This window comes from Caulobacter sp. RHG1 (assembly GCF_013181195.1).
Classification (GTDB): Bacteria; Pseudomonadota; Alphaproteobacteria; order Caulobacterales; family Caulobacteraceae; genus Caulobacter.
In genome coordinates this window covers 145,072-163,496 of sequence record NZ_SMZP01000006.1, presented here as the reverse complement: position 1 = coordinate 163,496, position 18,425 = coordinate 145,072, and the positions used below count along the sequence as shown (strand labels likewise).

16 protein-coding genes are annotated in these 18,425 nt (G+C 68.8%); 8 read left to right on the top strand and 8 right to left on the bottom strand.

All coding sequences use genetic code 11. The features are described 5' to 3' along the window. The first annotated feature begins 108 nt into the window (after positions 1–108). Both E1H18_RS17260 and fixJ read left to right on the top strand, forming a co-directional pair. A complete protein-coding gene (locus tag E1H18_RS17260; RefSeq protein ID WP_172270726.1) occupies positions 109–1,596 on the top strand; it encodes a PAS domain S-box protein in 1,488 nt (495 codons plus the stop codon). Further along, complete coding sequence (fixJ, locus tag E1H18_RS17255) at positions 1,589–2,200, top strand: response regulator FixJ (protein ID WP_172270724.1); 612 nt, start codon at positions 1,589–1,591, stop codon at positions 2,198–2,200. Before E1H18_RS17260 ends, fixJ begins: the two co-directional genes overlap by 8 nt. 136 nt (positions 2,201–2,336) lie before the next feature. Here the strand turns inward: fixJ and E1H18_RS17250 are convergent, their stop codons facing one another. Continuing rightward, the gene (locus E1H18_RS17250) at positions 2,337–2,702 is read right to left on the bottom strand and encodes a nucleoside transporter (protein WP_304515720.1); all 366 of its coding nucleotides are present in this window, start codon (positions 2,700–2,702) and stop codon (positions 2,337–2,339) included. 171 nt (positions 2,703–2,873) lie between these two features. Here E1H18_RS17250 and E1H18_RS17245 point away from each other — a divergent pair, with 171 nt between their 5' ends. Continuing rightward, the gene (locus E1H18_RS17245) at positions 2,874–3,518 is read left to right on the top strand and encodes a helix-turn-helix domain-containing protein (protein WP_172270720.1); all 645 of its coding nucleotides are present in this window, start codon (positions 2,874–2,876) and stop codon (positions 3,516–3,518) included. Here the strand turns inward: E1H18_RS17245 and E1H18_RS17240 are convergent. Next, a complete protein-coding gene (locus tag E1H18_RS17240) occupies positions 3,515–4,828 on the bottom strand; it encodes an MFS transporter (RefSeq protein ID WP_172270718.1) in 1,314 nt (437 codons plus the stop codon). The genes E1H18_RS17245 and E1H18_RS17240 overlap by 4 nt on opposite strands. Positions 4,829–4,963: 135 nt before the next feature. Between E1H18_RS17240 and motA the strand changes: the two genes are divergently transcribed. The 3 genes from motA to mnmD all read left to right on the top strand — a co-directional run bounded on the left by motA (position 4,964) and on the right by mnmD (position 8,086). Beyond that, positions 4,964–5,830: a flagellar motor stator protein MotA gene (motA, locus tag E1H18_RS17235; RefSeq protein WP_172270717.1), complete on the top strand. Its 867-nt coding sequence runs from the start codon at positions 4,964–4,966 to the stop codon at positions 5,828–5,830. Between the two features lie 81 nt (positions 5,831–5,911). Then, positions 5,912–6,250, top strand: coding sequence for a hypothetical protein (locus E1H18_RS17230; RefSeq protein ID WP_172270715.1), 339 nt, complete (start codon positions 5,912–5,914; stop codon positions 6,248–6,250). Positions 6,251–6,343: 93 nt separating this feature from the next. After that, on the top strand, positions 6,344–8,086 hold the full coding sequence (mnmD, locus tag E1H18_RS17225) for a tRNA (5-methylaminomethyl-2-thiouridine)(34)-methyltransferase MnmD (RefSeq protein ID WP_172270713.1): 1,743 nt from the start codon (positions 6,344–6,346) through the stop codon (positions 8,084–8,086). A gap of 230 nt (positions 8,087–8,316) precedes the next feature. Here the strand turns inward: mnmD and E1H18_RS27195 are convergent, their stop codons facing one another. Next, a complete protein-coding gene (locus E1H18_RS27195; protein WP_172270711.1) occupies positions 8,317–9,528 on the bottom strand; it encodes an OmpA family protein in 1,212 nt (403 codons plus the stop codon). Positions 9,529–9,782: 254 nt separating this feature from the next. Here E1H18_RS27195 and E1H18_RS17215 point away from each other — a divergent pair, with 254 nt between their 5' ends. Together E1H18_RS17215 and E1H18_RS17210 are read left to right on the top strand one after the other, a co-directional pair. Next, positions 9,783–11,762, top strand: coding sequence for a M10 family metallopeptidase (locus E1H18_RS17215; RefSeq protein ID WP_304515719.1), 1,980 nt, complete (start codon positions 9,783–9,785; stop codon positions 11,760–11,762). 90 nt (positions 11,763–11,852) lie between these two features. Beyond that, on the top strand, positions 11,853–12,077 hold the full coding sequence (locus E1H18_RS17210) for a DUF5961 family protein (protein ID WP_172270707.1): 225 nt from the start codon (positions 11,853–11,855) through the stop codon (positions 12,075–12,077). Between the two features lie 2 nt (positions 12,078–12,079). Here E1H18_RS17210 and E1H18_RS17205 read toward each other — a convergent pair whose 3' ends face one another. From E1H18_RS17205 to E1H18_RS17185, 5 genes are all read right to left on the bottom strand, one after another. Beyond that, positions 12,080–12,448, bottom strand: coding sequence for a hypothetical protein (locus E1H18_RS17205; RefSeq protein WP_172270705.1), 369 nt, complete (start codon positions 12,446–12,448; stop codon positions 12,080–12,082). A 97-nt stretch (positions 12,449–12,545) separates the two neighbouring features. Next, a complete protein-coding gene (locus E1H18_RS17200; RefSeq protein ID WP_172270703.1) occupies positions 12,546–13,235 on the bottom strand; it encodes a hypothetical protein in 690 nt (229 codons plus the stop codon). After that, on the bottom strand, positions 13,236–15,401 hold the full coding sequence (locus E1H18_RS17195; RefSeq protein WP_172270701.1) for a TonB-dependent siderophore receptor: 2,166 nt from the start codon (positions 15,399–15,401) through the stop codon (positions 13,236–13,238). It abuts the gene before it with no gap. 50 nt (positions 15,402–15,451) lie between these two features. Next, positions 15,452–16,603, bottom strand: coding sequence for a PepSY domain-containing protein (locus E1H18_RS17190; protein WP_172270699.1), 1,152 nt, complete (start codon positions 16,601–16,603; stop codon positions 15,452–15,454). 271 nt (positions 16,604–16,874) lie between these two features. Continuing rightward, entirely contained in the window at positions 16,875–18,413 is a 1,539-nt protein-coding gene (locus E1H18_RS17185) for a phosphoesterase (RefSeq protein WP_172270697.1), read from the bottom strand. Between the last annotated feature and the right edge of the window lie 12 nt (positions 18,414–18,425).

Genomic DNA, 18,425 nt, shown 5'->3' with positions numbered 1-18,425 from the left:
CCCGACAGTGTTCCCGCGATCTCTTCCCCGCCTTGACCTTCGTCAATTGCGCCCGGCTATAAAGGCCCCAAGTCCCTCCCACGAGGTTCTGCTGGAGTCGCCCCGCCGATGACGCCTACCCGGGGCCTGTCCTCGACCCTTTACAGCGATCCGCATCCGACCGCGTACCTGGCCGCCTTCGCGGCGGTGATGGCGACGGCGACCGCGCGCCTGTACCTGCCCGAGGCCTTCACCGCCCCCTCCTCGTTCCTGCTGTTCGTGCCCGCGGTGCTGATCGCCGCGGCCTTGGGGGGTCTGGGTCCCGGCATCTTCGCCACGACCTTCGCCTGGGGAACGGTGTGGTGGGTGACGCGCGACATCCCGTTCGACCTGGTCAGCGGCCTGTCGGCGGCGATCTTCCTGTCGGTCGGCTTCGGCATGGCCATCGGCGGCGGCTGGTTCCATGCCGCGCGGCGGCGGGCGGCCTCGATCAACGACCACCTGCGCTCGATCCTCGACACCGTGCCCGACGGCGTGGTGGTCATCGACCGCGCCGGGATCATGACCTCGTTCAGCCCCGCCGCCGAGCGGATGTTCGGCTGGACGGCCAAGGAAGTCGTCGGCCGCAACGTCGAGATGCTGATGCCCGAGCCCTACCGCTCTGCCCACGACGGCTACATCCAGCGCTATCACCGCACCGGCGACAAGCGGATCATCGGCGCCGGCCGCGTCGTGGTCGGGGCCCGCAAGGACGGCACGACCTTTCCCATGGAGCTGGCGGTCGGCGAGACCAAGGGCCCCGTCCCTTCCTATACCGGCTTCGTCCGCGACCTGACCGAGACGCAGGAGACCGAGACCCGCCTGCAGGAGCTGCAGAACGAGCTGGTCCACGTCTCGCGCCTGACCGCCATGGGCGAGATGGCCTCGACCCTGGCCCACGAGCTGAACCAGCCCCTGTCGGCCATCGCCAACCTGCTGACCGGCTCGCGCCGCCTGATGGACCGCGGCCGCGAGGCCGACCAGGTCAAGATCCGCGACGCCATCGACCGCGCCGCCGCCCAGGCGCTGCGGGCCGGCGAGGTCATCCACCGCATGCGCGACTTCGTCCGCCGCGGGGCCAGCGAGCGCGCCGTCGAGAGCCTGTCCAAGCTGATCGAGGAAGCCAGCGCCCTGGCCCTCATCGGCGAGAAGGAGCGTCAGGTCGACGTGCGCCTGAACCTCGCGCCCCAGGCCGACGCGGTCTATGCCGACCGTGTTCAGGTGCAGCAGGTGCTGCTGAACCTGATCCGCAACGGCATCGACGCCATGCAGTCCGAGGAGCCCCGCAAGCGCGGCCTTCTGATCAGCACCGCCCTGACCGACGAGGGCTGGTCGCGGGTCACCGTCGCCGACAAGGGTCCCGGCATCGCCGACGAGATCCTGGAGCGCCTGTTCCAGCCGTTCATGACCACCAAGCCGCAGGGCATGGGGGTCGGCCTTTCCATCTCGCGCTCGATCATCGAGGCCCATGGCGGCCGGATCTGGGCCGAGGCCAATCCGGGCGGCGGCGCCCTGTTCCACTTTACCCTGCCGCCGGCCGGGCAGTTCGAAGAGCATGAGGAGACAGCCGATGAGTGACGCGACACAGGTCGTCCACGTGGTCGACGACGATGAGAGCGCCCGCGAGTCCCTGGCTTTCCTGCTGGAGTCGGCCGATTTCGAGGTCGTGTCCTACGCCAGCGCTCCGGCCTTTCTCGAGGCCCTGGCCAACGCTTCCCCGGGCGTGATCATCACCGACGTGCGCATGCCCGAAATGAGCGGCCAGGAGCTGGTCGCCCGGCTGGGCGCGCTGAAGGTCAAGATGCCGATCGTGATGATCACGGGCCATGGCGACATCCCGATGGCCGTCGAGGCCATGCGCTCGGGGGTCGTGGACTTCATCGAGAAGCCGTTCTCGGAATCGCGGATGCTCGACGCTCTGGGTCGGGCCTTCAAGTCGATCGAGGTCGCGCCGGCGTCCAACGACCAGACCGCCACCCTCAAGCGCATCGAGACCCTGTCCGAGCGCGAGCGCCAGGTGTTGGACGGCGTCGTCGCCGGCCACGCCAACAAGGTCATCGCTCGCGAACTGGGCATCAGCCCACGCACCGTCGAGATCTATCGCGCCAAGCTCATGACCAAGATGCAGGCGGACAATCTGGCGGCGCTGGTGCGGATGACGTTATCCGCGCGGGGGGATTGAGGGACGGGGCCAAGCGCCCCCTCCGTCTCGATACGTGTCCGCATCGATCCACCTCCCCCGTTTCACGGGTGAGGAAAGCCGTCTCTCCTCCCCTGCGAAGCGGGGGAGGTGGCCCAAAGGGCCGGAGGGGGCGCTGCTAGCCCCGCGCCACCAAATGCGACAGCTCCCTGGCCAGCGCATCGTCCAGCAGCGGCTTTTCCACCACGGTCACCCCGACCACGCCGCGACGAACCAGCCGCTCGGGATCCCCCGTCAGCACGATCGTCGGCCGCCCCGCGGCGGGCGGCGGCAGGGGGCTCAAGCCATCGTCGATGACCACACAGGCCGCCGCCCGGCACTCGACACAGGCCGCACAGGCGTCGACGCAGTCGGGCGCATTGACCGCATAGCCGTCGGTCTCCAGCGAGAACTTCAGCGCCTCACGCAGAGGTTCGTCATCCACCAGCAGCAGGATCAGGGGACGGACCGCATCGCCGTCCGACGGGACGGACCGGTCGCACATGGGGTGCATGTTTCGCCAGCATGTCGCCGCACGCCTTGATCCGGATCAAACCGGAGGGGGTCAGGACGCGCCACTAAGGGGTTTCCCTTAGCGGTAGCCTCCCTAGGGGAGCCTCCCGAATTTCGCGGCATTTGCTTTGGCGCAATAACCGCATGGTCACAGGGGGTTTCCATGTTGTCTCCGATCCGCACCGCCACCGCTCAACCGGCCTTCGGCCTCGACGCCGTCTTCGGCGGCGCCTGCCCGCGCTTCGTCCGCGACGAAGAGATCTTCGGCGAGGGCGAGGCGGCCGACTACGTCTACCAAGTGGTCTCGGGCGCAGTGCGCACCTACCGCATCCTGCGCGACGGCCGCCGCCAGATCGACGAGTTCCACTTCGCCGGCGACCATTTCGGCCTGGAGCTGAGCGACGTCCATCGCGTGACGGCCGAGGCCATGGCCGACACCACCGTGCGGATGATCCGCCGCGGCGCCCTCAGCGACCTGGCCGCCCAGCGCGGCGATGCGGCCCGCGCCATCTTCCGCCTGACGGCCGAGGGCCTGCAGCGCAGCCAGGACCACGTGCTGATGCTGGGCCGTCGCTCGGCTTGCGAACGCGTCGCCGGCCTGCTGCTGGACATCGCCGAACGCACCCACGCCAAGGCCGAGCTGGACGTGCCGATGAGCCGCCAGGACATGGCCGACTATCTGGGCCTGACCATCGAAACGGTGTCGCGCACCCTGACCAGCCTGCAGGACGAGGGCCTGATCGCCCTGCCGACCGTCCGCCACGTGGTGCTGCAGGACCGCTCGGCTCTGGAGCGGATGACGGCCTAGACGCCGCCCTCGTCCGACCGCTCGAGCCCGGCCAGCGTCGCTTCCTTGTCGGCGTCGACCTGGTTGACCGAGCGCAGCTGCGACTGGCGGATGGCGTAGACGACCAGCGCCGCCAGCACGACGGCGTTCAGCACGAAGGGCCCCCAGCCGATCTGCTCGTACAGCAGCACGAACAGCGGGGCGACCACCACGTTCAGGCCGTTGATGGCGGCGATGGCGCCCGCCGCGCCGGCCTGGTCCTTGGCCTCGACCGACAGCGACGCGCCCGCCGTGAAGCCCGGCCGCGCGAAGCCGTAGCCCAGGCTGGCGATCGCATAGCCGATGGCCACGGCCGCATAGTCCGGCGCGAAGGCCACCACGATATTGCCCAGCGCCGCCGCGGCCACGCCCCAGCGCATCAGCTCGCGCGGGCCCATACGGAACATGCGGATCAGGCCCCATTGCGCCAGCAGGCCTGCGACCGCGCCCGCCGCCATGGCCAGGGTGATGTAGCCCTGGGCCTGGGTCGGCGGCAGGCCCAGCTTGTCGATGATCAGGAAGCCCAGGGTCTGGGTCTGGGCCGTCTGGCACGAGGCGACCAGGAACCCGTAGATCAGGAAGGGCTTCAGGCGCGGATCGCGCCACAGGGCTGCGCTCTCGCCGCGCCAGGGCAGCTCCAGCCGCCGACGGGGCGGCCGCTCGCCGCCGTTGGGCTTGGCGACCTCGGGCAGGCCGCGATGGACCACCGCCAGCATCACGCCGGCCAGGATGGCGAAGGCGAACATCGGCCCGGCCAGGCCCACGCCCGGCAGCACGAACAGCGGCGCCAGCAGCGGACCGACCACCGTGCCCAGGCCGAAGGCGCCGGCCAGGGTGGCCATGCTCTGGGTGCGCTCCTCGCGGCTGGTGCGCTCGGCCATATAGGCCTGGGTGGCGGGATTGGCGGCCGAGCCGAACGCGCCGAACAGCGCCCGGCACAGCAGGAACAGCACGAAGATCACCATCGGCGGAGCCAGGTGATGCAGGCCGGCCGAGACCACGATCGCGCACAGGATCATCGAGGTGCAGAAACCCGCCAGGCCCAGCATGATCAGCGGCTTGCGCCCGCGCAGGTCCGACTGCCGCGCCCAGATCGGCGAGGTCGCCGCCCACAGCACGGCCGACAGGGAGAAGATCGCCGCGACCATGGCGTCGGGGATGCCGATCTCGCGGCCAATGGCGGGAAGCACGGACAACATGCCGGTGTTCCCCAGGGCGGTCGCGACCGACACGCCGAAGAGGATCATGAAAGGGCGCCGGTTGTCCCGGGCTTCTTGGGTCCCGCTAGTCATCAAACAGTTGTTAGACGCCCCTGGCGACGTGCGCAATGTGTCGCAGGCCCTTCGTGAAGGGTCCGATCGGCCGGGAACCTTGGATTAATCATTAATCGTGATGATGCCCCGTCATTCTCGGGGTCGCCTTCCACCATGTTCCAGATCATCGGCATCGTGCTGCTCTTCGGCCTGGTGTTTGGCAGCTACATCATCTCCGGCGGCAAGATGGACGTGATCATTCACGCCGCGCCGCACGAACTGATGGCCATCGGCGGCGCGGGCGTCGCCGCCTTCCTGATTTCCAACTCGATGACGGTCATCAAGGCCACGCTCGGCGGCTTCGGCAAGATCTTCAAGGGTCCCAAGTGGAAGCCGCAGGACTATCGCGACCTGCTGTCCCTGCTGTTCCTGCTGACCAAGACGATGAAGTCCAAGGGCGTCATCGCCCTGGAAGCCCACATCGAGAAGCCGCAGGAAAGCACGATCTTCTCGCGTTATCCCAAGATCGCCCACGACCACTTCGCCGTCGACTTCATCTGCGACACCCTGCGGATGATGACCATGAACCTGGAGGATCCCCACCAGGTCGAGGACGCGATGGAGAAGCAACTCGAGAAGCACCACCACGAGGCCCACCAGGCCGCCCACGCCCTGACCATGCTGTCTGACGGCCTGCCCGCCCTGGGCATCGTCGCGGCCGTGCTGGGCGTCATCAAGACCATGGGCTCGATCACCGAACCGCCGGCCGTCCTGGGCGGCATGATCGGCGGCGCTCTGGTCGGTACGTTCATGGGCGTGTTCATGGCCTATGGCCTGGTCGGCCCGATGGCCCAGCGCCTGGGCGCGGTGCTGGACGAGGACCACGCCTTCTACAAGATCATCCAGGCCGTCCTGGTCGCCCACCTGCACGGCAACGCCGCCCAGATCTCGGTCGAGATCGGTCGCGGCAACGTGCCGAGCTCGGCCCAGCCCAGCTTCGCCGAGCTGGAAGAGGCTCTGTCGCAGATCCCTAACGAATAAGACATCTTGCGCACGGCCGCTCGCGCTTGCGCGGGCTTTCGAACCGGTATTCCCTTTGGACCAAGTTCCAAGGGGAAACCGATGACCACCATTCGCAAGATCCTGATCGCCGGCATGGCCGTCTCGGCCCTGTCGCTGGCCGCCTGCGGCAAGAAGGACGAGGCCGAGCACGACAGCGCCGCCGCCAAGGCCGCCGCCGCTGACGCCAGCACCGTGACCGACGCCGCCTCGGCCCAGGACCAGGCCGCCGCCGACGCCAACAAGGCCGCCGCCGACGCCGCCGCTGCGCCCGTCGATCCCGCCGACGCCGCGACCCAGACCGCCAACGACGCCGCCGCCACCGGCGCCACTTCGGTCGCCGCTTCGGCCGAAGCCGCCGCCGACGCCAAGCCGCCCGAAGAAAAGAAGGCCGCGCACTAAGCGCTATCCCAACGCTTCGAGATCGAAGGGCCGCCTCCTTAAGGCGGCCCTTTTTCGTTGACGCCCATACCGCCTCGGCGCTCTAGCAGGCCGATGGAACCCAACACCCCTTCCCCCCTCGTCTGGCGCGAGGACGGCCTGCCGCAGTCGAGCCTGTACGGCGACGTCTATTTCTCCAGCGTCGACGGCCTGGCCGAGACCCGGGCGGTGTTCCTGACCGGCTGCGGTCTTCCCGAACGCTTCGCCGACCGCCGCGACTTCGTGGTCGGCGAGCTGGGCTTCGGTTCGGGCCTGAACATCGCCGCCCTGCTGGACCTGTGGCGGCGCGAGAAGCCGGCGAACGGTCGCCTGCACATCTTCTCGATCGAGGCCCACCCTCTGGCCCGCGACGAGGCCGCCCGCATCCTGGCCCACTGGCCCGAACTGGGCCAAGCCGCTCAGGCGCTGCTCGACCGCTGGCCCGGCCAGGCGCGCGGCTTCCACCGGGTCGAGCTTCCCGAATTCGACGCCGTGCTGGATCTAGCCGTCATGGATGTGGTCGAGGCCCTGCAGGCCTGGGATGGCGCAGCCGACGCCTGGTTCCTGGACGGCTTCTCGCCCGCCCTGAACCCCGCCATGTGGCGCGAAGAGGTGTTGGCCGCCGTCGCCGCGCGCTCGGCGCCGGGCGCCAGGGCGGCGACCTTCACCGTGGCCGGCGCCGTGCGACGGGGTCTGGAGGCAGCCGGCTTCGAGATCGCCAAACGCCGAGGCTTCGGCCGCAAGCGCGAGCGTCTGGAGGCGTGGCTGCCGGGCCAGCGCGACGAAGCCGTACGCCCCACTAGCCTGGCGATCGTGGGCGGCGGCGTCGCCGGCGCCTCTTTGGCCCGCGCAGCGCGCGCCGAGGGGCTGACCGTCACCGTGATCGACGATCCGGACGGCGTCGCGGCCTCGGGTAATCCGGCCGGCCTGGTTACGCCCGCCCTCGACGCCGGCGGCGGCCCGCGCGCGGCGCTTTACGCTCAGGCCTTCGCCCGCGCCGTCCAGCTCTATGAAGAGACCCCCGGCGTCGTCATCGCCCGCGAGGTGCTGCAGCTGCCGGCCGCCGAGCGCGACCCGGCCCGCTTCGCCACCGTCGCCGGCCAGGACCTGTTCGAGCCCGGGACCATGACCGCGACGCAAGTCGGCGCCCTGGCCATGCGGTCGGCGCTGGTGATCGAGCCCCCCCTCCTGACGGCGGCCTGGTCCGGAGACCGCGTCCGCCGCCGGGTCGCCAGATTGGAGCGGAACGCAGACGGCTGGCTCTTGCTGGACGAGGCTGGCGATCTGATCGTCCGGGCCGACCGCGTCGCCCTGGCCAGCGGCGCCGCGACGGGCCGTCTGGACTCTGCCGTCCGCCTGCGCCCCGTGCGGGGCCAGACGAGCTGGACGACCGACGCCTCGACCCCTGCGGTCGCCTTCGGCGGCTATGCCGTCCCGACCCGCAATGGCGTGCTGTTTGGCGCGACCCATGATCGCGACCAGACCGACACCGATGTGCGGACCGAAGACCACCAGCGCAACCTCGCCACCCTCGCCAAGGGCCTCCCGGATTTGGCCGAACAGCTGAAGGACAAGGCGTTCGAGGGCCGCGCCGCGGTGCGCGCCACCACGCCCGACCGCTTGCCGCTGGCCGGGATCCGCGACGACGGCGTGCTGGTGCTGACGGGTCTGGGCTCGCGCGGCCTGTGTCTGGCGCCATTGCTGGCCGAACACCTGATCGCCGAGGCTCTGGACATTCCCTCGCCGCTGCCGCGCCATTTGTCGCAGATGGCGAATTGGCGCCGTTTCGACTCGCCTGACGCGAGTACCGGCGTATAGTCGAACACGGTTATCGCACGGCGGAGACCCTCCGCTTGGGGCGATGATCACGTGCTCGGGGCCCTTAACGCCGAGCGCGTCTCGGCGGTCCTCCGCCCTCTTGGTCCGCCGAAATTTGACGCTCCCGAACCCCATCGGGAGCGTCTTTTCGTTTTGGGCCCTTCCCCCGCACGCAAAGAAAAAGGGGCCAGCCTCGCGGCCAGCCCCCAATTCCTTCGATCAAGACTTCCTTATTGGAAGTTGATCGAGACCGTCGAACGGCGGTTCAGCGGTTCCTTCACGCCATCGCCGGTCGCGACGGCCGGAGCGCTTTCACCCTTCCAGTCGACCGAGACGGTCGTGGCGTTGATGCCCTGGCTGACCAGGCCATCGGCAACGGCCTTACCACGGCGTTCCGAGAGCTTCTGGTTGTAGGCGGCCGAGCCCGAGGTGTCGGTGTGACCCGTCACCACGACGCGCGTCGCGCTGCCGCCGCGGGCGTATTCAGCAGCCTGCTGAACCACGGCCTGGGCTTCCGGCGTCAGGACCGATTGGTCGAACGGGAAGTAGACCACGAACTCGCGCGCCTCATAGGCCGGAGCGACCGGCGGCGGCGGGGGCGGAGGCGGCGGGGGCGGCGGAGGGGGCGGCGGCGGAGGCGGGGGCGGCGGGGGCGGCGGCGGCGGAGCCGAGCCGAACGTGTAGCGCAGACCCAGGGTCACCGAGCTGTCCTTGTAGCGACCCGAGAAGGTGCCGACGTCGGTGATGAAGCCACCGGCCGGGCCGGCGTTCTGCGTGGTCGAACCCCAGTCGAGCTTGGCGGTGCGCAGGTAGCGACCCGTCAGGTCCATCGACCAGTTGTCCGAGATGTTCCAGGCCACGCCGACGATGCCTTGCATCGCGAAGGCTTGGTCGACGTCGTCGAAGCTGGTGTTCTGGAAGCGCGCAGCGCCAGCCGGAACGCCGGCCAGCTGGCCGTACACCTTGTTATGCACCCAGGCCGTACCGACGCCGGCGCCGATGAACGGGCTGATCGCCGAGTTCGGAGCCGCGTCGAAGATGACGTTGGCCATCAGGGTGGTGGCCTTGAACTCACCGTTCGGCTCGCCGCAGGTCGGCGAAGCGGGCGAGCGACCCACGCCGGCCGTGCAGAGGCCGACCGGCTGAGCCGCCGCGGCGTTGTCGCTGCGGACGCTGGTGATGTCGCTGCCGCGGTAGCCGTATTCGGCTTCCACGCGCCAGTTCGGGGTGAACTTGTAACCCAGGCGGCCGAACGCGGTCCAATCGCGGTCGCTGCCGAAGTTCCAGTTGTAGTTGTTGGTAGACGTGGCTTTCACGTCGTCCGGCCAGTGAACGCCGGCGTCGCCAGCGACATACCAGCCGCTCGTGGCGCTTTGGGCCATAGCGCCCGTGGCCGCGCCGAGCGCGACGACGGCGACGCCGACCAGCAACCGCATTTTCATAATAAAACCCTCTGCTACGTAAGTCGTAGGCCCGACTTCCCCGGGACCCATGCGACCAAAACGCGCCATGTGCGGATTTGGGTGTGGCCGTCGCGCCACAGAGGGTTCCCAAATGTAAGAATTATGGCGGAACAGCCACGATGCGGTGACGCTTAGCTTGGCCGAAATGCTGCGCGCTCTTGTCGCAAATAGCTAAGATTGCAGGAGAAATTGCGGTTAGCCATACTTCCGGGACGGGTGATTGGAGTATGAGTTTGCGCACCGAGTTTTTTGCCGACCGTCCTGAAGCCATCACCATCGACGACGATGGGCAGGCGCATGGCTTCGTCAATGCCGACGCCCGCAGCGGTGTGGTCGCGGGCAAGACCAGCCTGACCGTCTCCGAAGCGGCGATGCGCCTGCTGGGCAATCAGCCCGGCTGGTCCCACGCGTTCAATGTCGGCGCGACCGTCACCTACGCCTACCGCGCCACCGCGCCCAACGACATGCCCAACGGCGTGAGCGGCTTCTCGCAGTTCAACGCCGCTCAGATCCTGCAGGCCGAGAAGGCGCTGCAAGCGTGGTCCGATGTGGCCAACATCACCTTCGTGCGCGTCGCCGAGGGCGGCTACAGCAACAACGCCTCGATCCTGTTCGCCAACTACAGCAGCGGCGAGTCCGGCGCGGCCGCCTTCGCCTTCTATCCGGGCAATGCTGCGTTCAACAGCCGCTCGGGCGATGTCTGGATCAATTCCAGCCTGTCCTACAACGCCAATCCGACCCCCACGAACTATGGCGGCATGGTGCTGGTCCACGAACTGGGCCACGCGATCGGCCTGGCCCACCCGGCCGACTACGACGCCGAGGCGGGCAAGACCCTGACCTACGCGGCCAACGCCGACTATTATCAGGACAGCCGTCAGTACACGGTCATGTCCTACTTCGGCGAAGGCAACACCGGCGGCGCGTTCGGCGGCGTCTATGCCTCGGCGCCCTTGCTGGACGACATCGCCGCGGCCCAGGTGGCCTACGGCGCCAACATGACCACCCGGACGGGTGACACGGTCTACGGCTTCAACTCGAACGCCGGCCGCGACTGGTTCTCGGCCAATTCGCCCGCCACCAAGCTGGTCTTCGCCGTGTGGGACGCCGGCGGCGTCGATACCTTCGACTTCTCCGGCTATCGCGTTCCGCAGACCATCGACCTGCGCGAAGGCTTCTTCTCCAGCGTCGGCGGCCAGACCGGCAACGTCGCCATCGCCATGGGCGCGGTGATCGAGAACGCCATCGGCGGCTCGGCGGCCGACACCATCAACGGCAACGCCTTCGCCAACCAGATCATCGGCGGCGGCGGCAACGACATCCTGAACGGCGGGCTGGGCATGGATGTGGCCGGCTATTCGGGCCGCTTCGCCGGCTACGCCATCAATCCGCTGGCCACCGGCGGCTGGTCGATCAAGGACACCGTCGGCGCCGACGGCACCGACACGATCATCAACATCGAAACCCTGGTCTTCAGCGACCGTATGGTCTCGGTCGTCGACAGCCGGGTGGCGGCGGTCATGAGCAGCGTGCTGCGCCTGACGCCCTTCACGACCGGGGCCGAGGCGGTCACCCAGTCCCTGGCGGCCGGCATGGCCGCAGGCGGCGACCACACCGCCGCCATCGCCCAGGTGCTGACGCTCGCCGACGCCACCAGCGGCGTGGCCGCCCTCTCCTACCAATTCTTCACCGGCAAGACGCCGACCACGCTGGGCATGGACTATCTGCTGGCGCCGGATGGTCCCAACCCGACCAACCTGAACAGCGCCTATTACGACGGCTTCAACACCGTGAACCGCTACATCAACTTCGCCATGAATCTGGGCAAGAACGGCGAGGCCGCCTCGGCCTTCACCGCCAGCTATGGCGGGCTGACGCTGTTCGAGGCCACTCGCAAGGCCTATGCGACGATCTTCGGGGCCACGCCCGGCGACCAGAAGCTGCACGACATCTTGGACGCCAACGTCACCATCAACGGCCTGACCATGACCCGCGGCCAGTATCTCACCTACTACGCTCAGGACACCGCCGACGGCCAGGGCGCCAAGGCGGCGATGGTCGGCTGGCTGCTGGCCGCCGCCCAGGTCGAGAACGTCGGGGTCTACGCCAAGTCGGCCGACGTCTTCTTCGCCGACCAGGCCACCCACAACGTCTACGGCGTCGACCTGATCGGGACCTACGCCAAGCCGGAATACAATCTGGTCCTGACCTGAGGAAACGGCGGCGCGCTTCGGCTCGCCGCCTTTTTCATGCGCGATGAATCCGGTCTCGCCGCGGCGCGTTGTGCTGGCGAGGAGACCGCCATGCCCAGCTTCACCGTCCGTCCCCGCCATCCGCACGGCCGCCATGGTCGCGCCGTCGACGAGCCGACGGCCGAGGCCGCCGCCCTGGCCTATCTGGAAGACTTCGGCGGCGATCCCGACGAGGATGACGTCGTGGCGGTCGTCGTGCGCGACGCCGAGACCGGCCGCGAGCAATGCTTCCGCATCGATCTGGCGACCGGCGAAACCGCGCCCTGCTCGGCCTGAGATCAGCGGTCCTTGGACTTGCCGCGGATGATGTCCAGCGCCTGGGCCGGCTTGCCCTTGATCAGCACGCCGGCGGCCAGGCCCGCGACGAAGGCGCCGCTGGGGTGGGCCTGGATCAGGTCGACCAACCGCTGCTCGAACGGCGGCTTCTTGGACCTGGCGCGGTGCTGCCTCTGCATCAGACCCCAGATCGCCACCGTGGCGGCCGCCAGGGCCGTGACCACGACATAGGACCAGGCCGGCCCCAGGTGCGGGGCCAGGAAGGCGTAGATCGCCATCGCGCCGGTCACCGCAGCGATGGCGGCGGCCATGATCAGGCCCGCGCCGGTCATCAGCTTCGCGATCAGGTTGTCGATGAAGTCGTCCAGCATCCTATCCTCCCAGCCGTTGCCGGGGTTCAACGCCTCGGACGCCGATTGGCGCCCGACGGATCAGTCGCCAGGGACGTAAAATGCTCCGTGGACGGCTCTAGCCCATCGCCCAGGCGACCGCGGCGTCGAAGAGCGCCAGACCGGCTGGAGACAGGTTGGAGAAGGTGTCGTTGTTCAGGAAGATCATCACGCGCCGCGCCGGGGCCAGCGCCTCGTAGTCCATGGTCGCACCCTTCTCGTAGCCGAAGATCGCGGCCTTCTCCGGCTGGCCGTACAGGGTGGCGATGGTCGTGGCGCCCAGGCCCGGCTTGCCCCAGCTCATGCCCGCCTGCCGGACATAGACATTGGCAACGCCAGCCGGCAGCCCTGCGGCCATCGGATGCGGCGCATTGACGATCCAGAGATAGCGCTCCTTCTCGGCCTCGCCGAAGTCGACGTCATGACGCTTGCCGGTCATGGCCAGATCGTCGAGGGCGTCGTTCTCCCACAGCAGCAGCGGGACCGGCGACTGGCGCCAGCCGGCCTTCAGGTCCTTGGCCGCCACGGTCGAGGACAGGATCACCAGGTCGAAGCCCTTGGCCGCGGCCGGGTCGGCGTCCTGGTTGGCCAGCGTCACCGCACAGCCCTGCGCCGTCAGCCGCTCGCGCACCTTCTGGTCGTCGGCCAGGCTGGCGCCCTCGGTCTGGACGACCAGCAGCACCTTGCGCGCCGCCGCCGCCAGCGCCGGCGTCGCCAGGACGCTTACCGCCAGTCCGGCCAGGACGCCGCGGCGCTTCACGACAGCCATCTAGAACTCCACCGAGGCCTGCAGCGACACGCGGCGCGCGTCGCCGATCGAGACGAAATACTGGTTCACGGCCGAGGGATAGTAGGCCTTGTCGAACAGGTTCTTGACGTTCAGCTGCAGCTTGAAGGGCTGGTCGCCGACCTTGGCGCCATAGGTCACGAAGGCGTCGACCGTGGTGTAAGAGGGCAGCATGAAGGTGTTGGCCGAGTCCCCGGCCCGCTTGCCGACGTAGCGCGCGCCGGCCCCGGCCCGCAGCCGCGTCGCGCCCAGCACCGCGCCGAAGTCGTAGACCGCCGACAGCCCCGCCGTGCTCTTGGCCACGTTCCACAGGCGGTTGCCGGCGTACAGCGGATCCTCGGTGGTCTTGGCGTCGGTATAGGCGTAGCTGCCGATCAGGCTCCAGCGGTCGGTCACCTGGCCGGCGGCGTCCAGTTCGAAGCCGCGCGAGCGCGCCGCCCCGGCCGTGCGCCAGTCGGTCAACTTGGTCACGTCGTTGAACTGCGAGACCAGCACGTTCTTCTTGTCGATGTCGAAGAGGGCGGCGGTGGCGGTGATGCGGCCGGGGATGTCCAGCTTGACGCCGGCTTCCCAGGACTTGGACTCTTCGGGCGCGATGGCGTTGTCGATGATCACTCCGCTGGACAGCGGCGCGATGGTCGAGGTCGGGCGCAGCGACTGGGTGTAGCTGCCGTAGACCGACACCACCGGCGACCATTTGTAGACGAGGCCGAAGCGCGGCAGCCAGCGGTTGCTGTCGGTGCCGGTATTGGCGCGGAACGGCCGGCCGCGGCCGGCGGTCTGCTGCCAGGCCAGGTAGCGAACGCCCGCCACGGCGATCCAGCGGTCGCCGAAGTGCAGCGAGTCCTGGATGAACAGCGACTGGTTGCGCAGCTTGTCGGTCTGCTCGCTGTCGCTGGCCGACACGGTCTTGGAGGGCTGCTCGGTCCCGTAGACCGGGTTCAGATAGCTGAAGGTCGTGGTCGTCGCCTGACGCAGCAGGTCCTTGCGATAGATCTTGCGGCGCTCCATCTCGCCGCCGAACTGCACGTCGTGGCGGATCCCGCCCAGGGTGAACGAGCCGTCGACATAGGCCGTGCCATAGCCGTCGGTGCTGAGCGCGCCGTGCGTGGCGTCGTTCGAGCGGGTCAGCGTGCCGCGCGTGGTGTTGACGCCGTTCACCCGCAGCTGGTTGGCGTCGTAGGTCTCTTCATTGTAGCTGAGGCTGGCATGCGCGGCCCAGCCGCCGCCCAGTTGGTGGTCCAGCGAGAACTGGGCCAGGTGGGTCTCGCCGTCCATGCTGTTGAACGGCTCGTCCAGGCGGCGGGTCTTGGGGATGTCCAGCGGCTTGAAGGTGGCCGGGTTCAGCGCTGTGCCGCGGTCGAACGGGGCCAGGTAGTTGCGGTACTCGTACCAGAGCACCGCCTGGGTGCTGCGGCCGTAATAGGCCAGCGACGGGGCCACCAGGGTCTCGCGGCGCGTGCCGAAATTGCGCCAGTAATCCTCGTCCGAATAGTCGACGATCAGGCGATAGGCGAGCGAGCCGGCCAGCGGGCCGGTCGTGTCGATCGTGGCCCCGCCGCCGTTGCGACCGCCCTCGTAGCCGGCGGCATAGGCGGTCAGGACGGTGCGACGCTTCAGCTGGGGCTTCTTGCTGACCACATTGACCACGCCGCCCGGGTCCATGATCCCGTAGAGCAGCGAGGACGGCCCCTTCAGCACTTCCACGCTCTCGGCGGCGGCGTTGAAGCCCCGGCCCTGCACCAGCGGCATGCCGTTGTGCATGATCGAGCCGTCGCGGTTGCCGCCGAAGCCCCGCTTCATGATGGTGTCCTGGGTCGCCGCCAGGGTGTTGCCCTGAGTGATGCCGCTGACATTGGTCAGGACGTCGTCCAGGTAGCGCGGCTTCTGATCGCGGATGACCTGGGCCGGCACCACGTTGACGATCTGCGGGGTGTCCAGCACGGCCACCGTGCTGCGCAGGGTCGAGGCGTCGGGCGTGGGCTGATAGCGGTCATCGGCCTCGACCGGGACCGGCGCGGCGCGCGCCACCACCCGCACTTCCGAGACCGAGGCGTCGGTCTCCTGGCCGGCGGCCTGGGCGGCCAGCGGCAGCAGCGAGGCGGACGCCGCCAGGCACAGGCGGAAGAGAGCAGTCGAAGCGGTCATGACGTGAAGATCCAGTGCGTCGTCGTATGCGAATGGAGGAATGGCGCGCGTCAGGCGGCCGCGAGGGCCTGCTTGCGACGCCGGGCCTGGGCGGCGCTGCGGCGGCCCAGGTAGAGCAGGTAGCCGGTGATCGGGAACAGCGGCATCGAAAGAGCCGCCAGCATGAACAGGATCGCGCCCGGCAGGCCGAAGAACGAGCCGCGGTGCACGGCCAGACGGGCGCTCATGATCTTTTCACCCAACGACTTTTCGGCGTAGCGGACGTTCGCGGTCACGACGCCGGCGGCGCTGACCTTCAGCTCGTCCCAGGCCCGCTCGTGGGCCGCGCCCTTGGGCAGCACCCGAATGCGCACGGCCTCGGCGGCGGACTTGGGCAGGGTGATGATGGTCTGGGTCGCGCCGGGCTCGGCGCCCTGGGCCGCGCGCCAGGCCAGATCCAGGGTGAGCGGTTCGACCGCCTTGGCCTTCTTGGCGCCGGCCTTCTTGGCGGGCGCCGCGGCGGCCTCGGTCTTGCCGGTCATGACCGTCTCGAACCCGGCCTTGTACCAGCCATACGACCAGGTCAGGCCGGTCATGGCGATGGTCAGATAGATCAGGAACACCCAGGTCCCGGCCACCGCGTGCAGCGACCAGTACAGGCCGCGCTTCTTCAGTTTGAGATTGGGCTTCAGCCAGACCTTCCAATCCAGAAGACGCTTGGGCCAGCGCAGATACAGACCCGAGATCGCGAAGAAGATCAGACTGATGGCGGCTGCGCCGGTGATCTGCCGGCCCATCCCCTCGCCGTCGCCAGGCAGCAGCAGCCAGCGGTGCAGCCGGCGCACGGTGGCGAAGAACGGCTCGCCCGTGGCCTTGCCCAGCACCACGCCGCTGTAGGGATCGAGATACAGCTTCTGGGCCTTGGGCGCGTCCGGGCTGGTGAAGGTCACCTGGGCCGAGGCCCCGGCCTTGTCGCGCAGGGTCAGGCTGGTGGGCTTGGCCTCCGGCGCCTGAACGGCGAAGCGGGCCAGCAATTGGTCAGGCGTCAGGACCGGCTCGGCGCGGACCGCCACCTGGACGACGCCGGGACTCAGCGTCTCCATGATCTGATCCTCGAAGGCCATGGTCGCGCCGGTCACGCCCATCAGGCCCAGGACGACGCCCAGCGTGATCCCCAGCAGCCAGTGGGCCTGGAATATGATCCAGCGAAACTTGGAAGCCATGGCGAAACCTGCTCGCCGCCGGACGCGGCGGGCGCTCCCTACGCCCAGCGCCTTCTGCAAGCAATTCTCAATCGCGGGTCGACGTTCGTCGAGGAGCCGATGCGGCGCGGATGCTCATGGGAAGGGCGCCGACGGCTCGCCAGTTCGCCATTCAAAACAGGAGCTTGCCCGTTCGACTGCCTCCTCCGGCCGCAGAACGCAGACTTCTATACAATTTCCCAATCTCGCCGGCCCCGGCCCGCCGCGCACGCGACGGACCGGGCCGCCAGGATCAGGACTTGGCGCCGGCGGGCGGCGTGACGGTGATGAAGATCGGGTTGGCGTAGAACCACAGGTCGGTCCACGGGTTCTCGCCGTGGGGATCGGGCTGCGGCTCCAGCTCCTCGCCATTGGTGCCGCGGATGCGGACATAGCCCGAGCGTTTCACGTCCTTCAGCACATAGACCATCGACAGCATCTCGCCCTCGCGCGCCCAGGACTTGGGCGTGAAGCGCGTGACGACATGGGTCGAGGGGTTGGTGTCTTGGCTGCGGTCGGCGACCGGACCCGTGACATCGCCGCGGATCAGGTCGATCCGCGCCACATCGGGCGAGACGCCGCCGAAATTGGCGCCCTTGGGATCGCGCACGCGAATGACGATGGTCACGTCGGCGCCTTCGGCGACCTTCAGCTCGCCGCCGATCTCGGCGCGCTTGCCATTGGTTGTGGCGGTGAAGTCCACGGCCGAGACCAGGTCGCCCAGGGTCACGAAGCCGCGGCCATTGCGCAGGCCGTCCAGCACGTCGTCATAGCTGCGCACGGCCTTGACGTAGGTCTTGGAATATTCACCCGGCCAGAAGTCCTCGCCGCCCGTGGTGTAGTGGCGGTGCGAGTCCGAGGTCGAGGTCACCCAGAACCGGCGGCCCTCGCCCAGCATCGAGTCCCAGAACCCGCCCAGGCGCGCCGTCATCTGGTCGAAGCCCCCCATGGTCGGGGCGCGACCATAGCCGCCGCGCTCGCCGTCCGCCCGACGCCCGCCATCGGCGGTGAGACCGGCGGCCTGGTGACCCGGCGCGCCCTCCATGCCGACCGCCACCTGCGGCGCGGTGTCGTTCCAGCCGCGCAGCTCGGCCGGCGAATAGGCGCCATAGACCCCGACGGCCTTGGCCGTGCGCGAGGGGTGGTTGGCGATGACCAGCGGCGGCTTGGGCTGGGCCTCGAGCTGGCGCAGAGCGTCCAGCATGAAGCCTTCGGTGTCGCGAACCGGCTCGGCGGGCCACGGTTCACGGCGATTATAGGTGTGCTCGATATCGTACAGCGCGTCGCGCTCGGCGGCCGAGCGCGGGATGATGACGCTGGAATGCTCGGCGGCCGGGGTGTCCAGCTCCATGCCCCAGAACTGCAGCACGCTGGGGGTCATCTTCCGCGAGCGCACCAGCTCGGGATAGGCCAGGTCGCGGTTCATGCGGGCGTGATCGGGGCCGCCGTGGTCGGTGGCCACCATCCAGGCCAGGCCGTGCTTGGCGGCCATCTGGGCGTTGGTGGTGATCGGATTGACCCCGTCGCCGCCCTTGATCAACGTTGGCGGCTTGGTCGGATCCTCGGACGGCTTGGCCGAGGCGCTGTACCAGCTGTGGACGTGGTGATCGCCGGCCAGCCACTCGCGCTTGGCCGGGTCGACGCGGACCTTCTTCGCATGGGCCGGCCCCTTGGGGACGATGGCATGACCCGGATGGGCCAGGGCCTGGCCCGCGGGCGTCGCGGCCAGCGCCAGCAGAACGGCCGCCGCCCCCAGGAGGCCGCGACGGCGGCGTTGGTCGTGCTTACTCATGAACTGCCTCTA

Excerpts from the sequence above, each read along its gene's own strand:
- E1H18_RS17205 (WP_172270705.1), bottom strand. The coding sequence starts at position 12,448 with ATGCTGGACGACTTCATCGACAACCTGATCGCGAAGCTGATGACCGGC.
- E1H18_RS17245 (WP_172270720.1), top strand. The coding sequence starts at position 2,874 with ATGTTGTCTCCGATCCGCACCGCCACCGCTCAACCGGCCTTCGGCCTC.
- E1H18_RS17195 (WP_172270701.1), bottom strand. The coding sequence starts at position 15,401 with ATGACCGCTTCGACTGCTCTCTTCCGCCTGTGCCTGGCGGCGTCCGCC.
- E1H18_RS17260 (WP_172270726.1), top strand. The coding sequence starts at position 109 with ATGACGCCTACCCGGGGCCTGTCCTCGACCCTTTACAGCGATCCGCAT.
- E1H18_RS17190 (WP_172270699.1), bottom strand. The coding sequence starts at position 16,603 with ATGGCTTCCAAGTTTCGCTGGATCATATTCCAGGCCCACTGGCTGCTG.
- E1H18_RS17185 (WP_172270697.1), bottom strand. The coding sequence starts at position 18,413 with ATGAGTAAGCACGACCAACGCCGCCGTCGCGGCCTCCTGGGGGCGGCG.
- E1H18_RS17230 (WP_172270715.1), top strand. The coding sequence starts at position 5,912 with ATGACCACCATTCGCAAGATCCTGATCGCCGGCATGGCCGTCTCGGCC.
- E1H18_RS17200 (WP_172270703.1), bottom strand. The coding sequence starts at position 13,235 with ATGGCTGTCGTGAAGCGCCGCGGCGTCCTGGCCGGACTGGCGGTAAGC.
- E1H18_RS17250 (WP_304515720.1), bottom strand. The coding sequence starts at position 2,702 with ATGTGCGACCGGTCCGTCCCGTCGGACGGCGATGCGGTCCGTCCCCTG.
- mnmD (WP_172270713.1), top strand. The coding sequence starts at position 6,344 with ATGGAACCCAACACCCCTTCCCCCCTCGTCTGGCGCGAGGACGGCCTG.
- E1H18_RS27195 (WP_172270711.1), bottom strand. The coding sequence starts at position 9,528 with ATGAAAATGCGGTTGCTGGTCGGCGTCGCCGTCGTCGCGCTCGGCGCG.
- E1H18_RS17210 (WP_172270707.1), top strand. The coding sequence starts at position 11,853 with ATGCCCAGCTTCACCGTCCGTCCCCGCCATCCGCACGGCCGCCATGGT.
- fixJ (WP_172270724.1), top strand. The coding sequence starts at position 1,589 with ATGAGTGACGCGACACAGGTCGTCCACGTGGTCGACGACGATGAGAGC.
- motA (WP_172270717.1), top strand. The coding sequence starts at position 4,964 with ATGTTCCAGATCATCGGCATCGTGCTGCTCTTCGGCCTGGTGTTTGGC.
- E1H18_RS17240 (WP_172270718.1), bottom strand. The coding sequence starts at position 4,828 with ATGACTAGCGGGACCCAAGAAGCCCGGGACAACCGGCGCCCTTTCATG.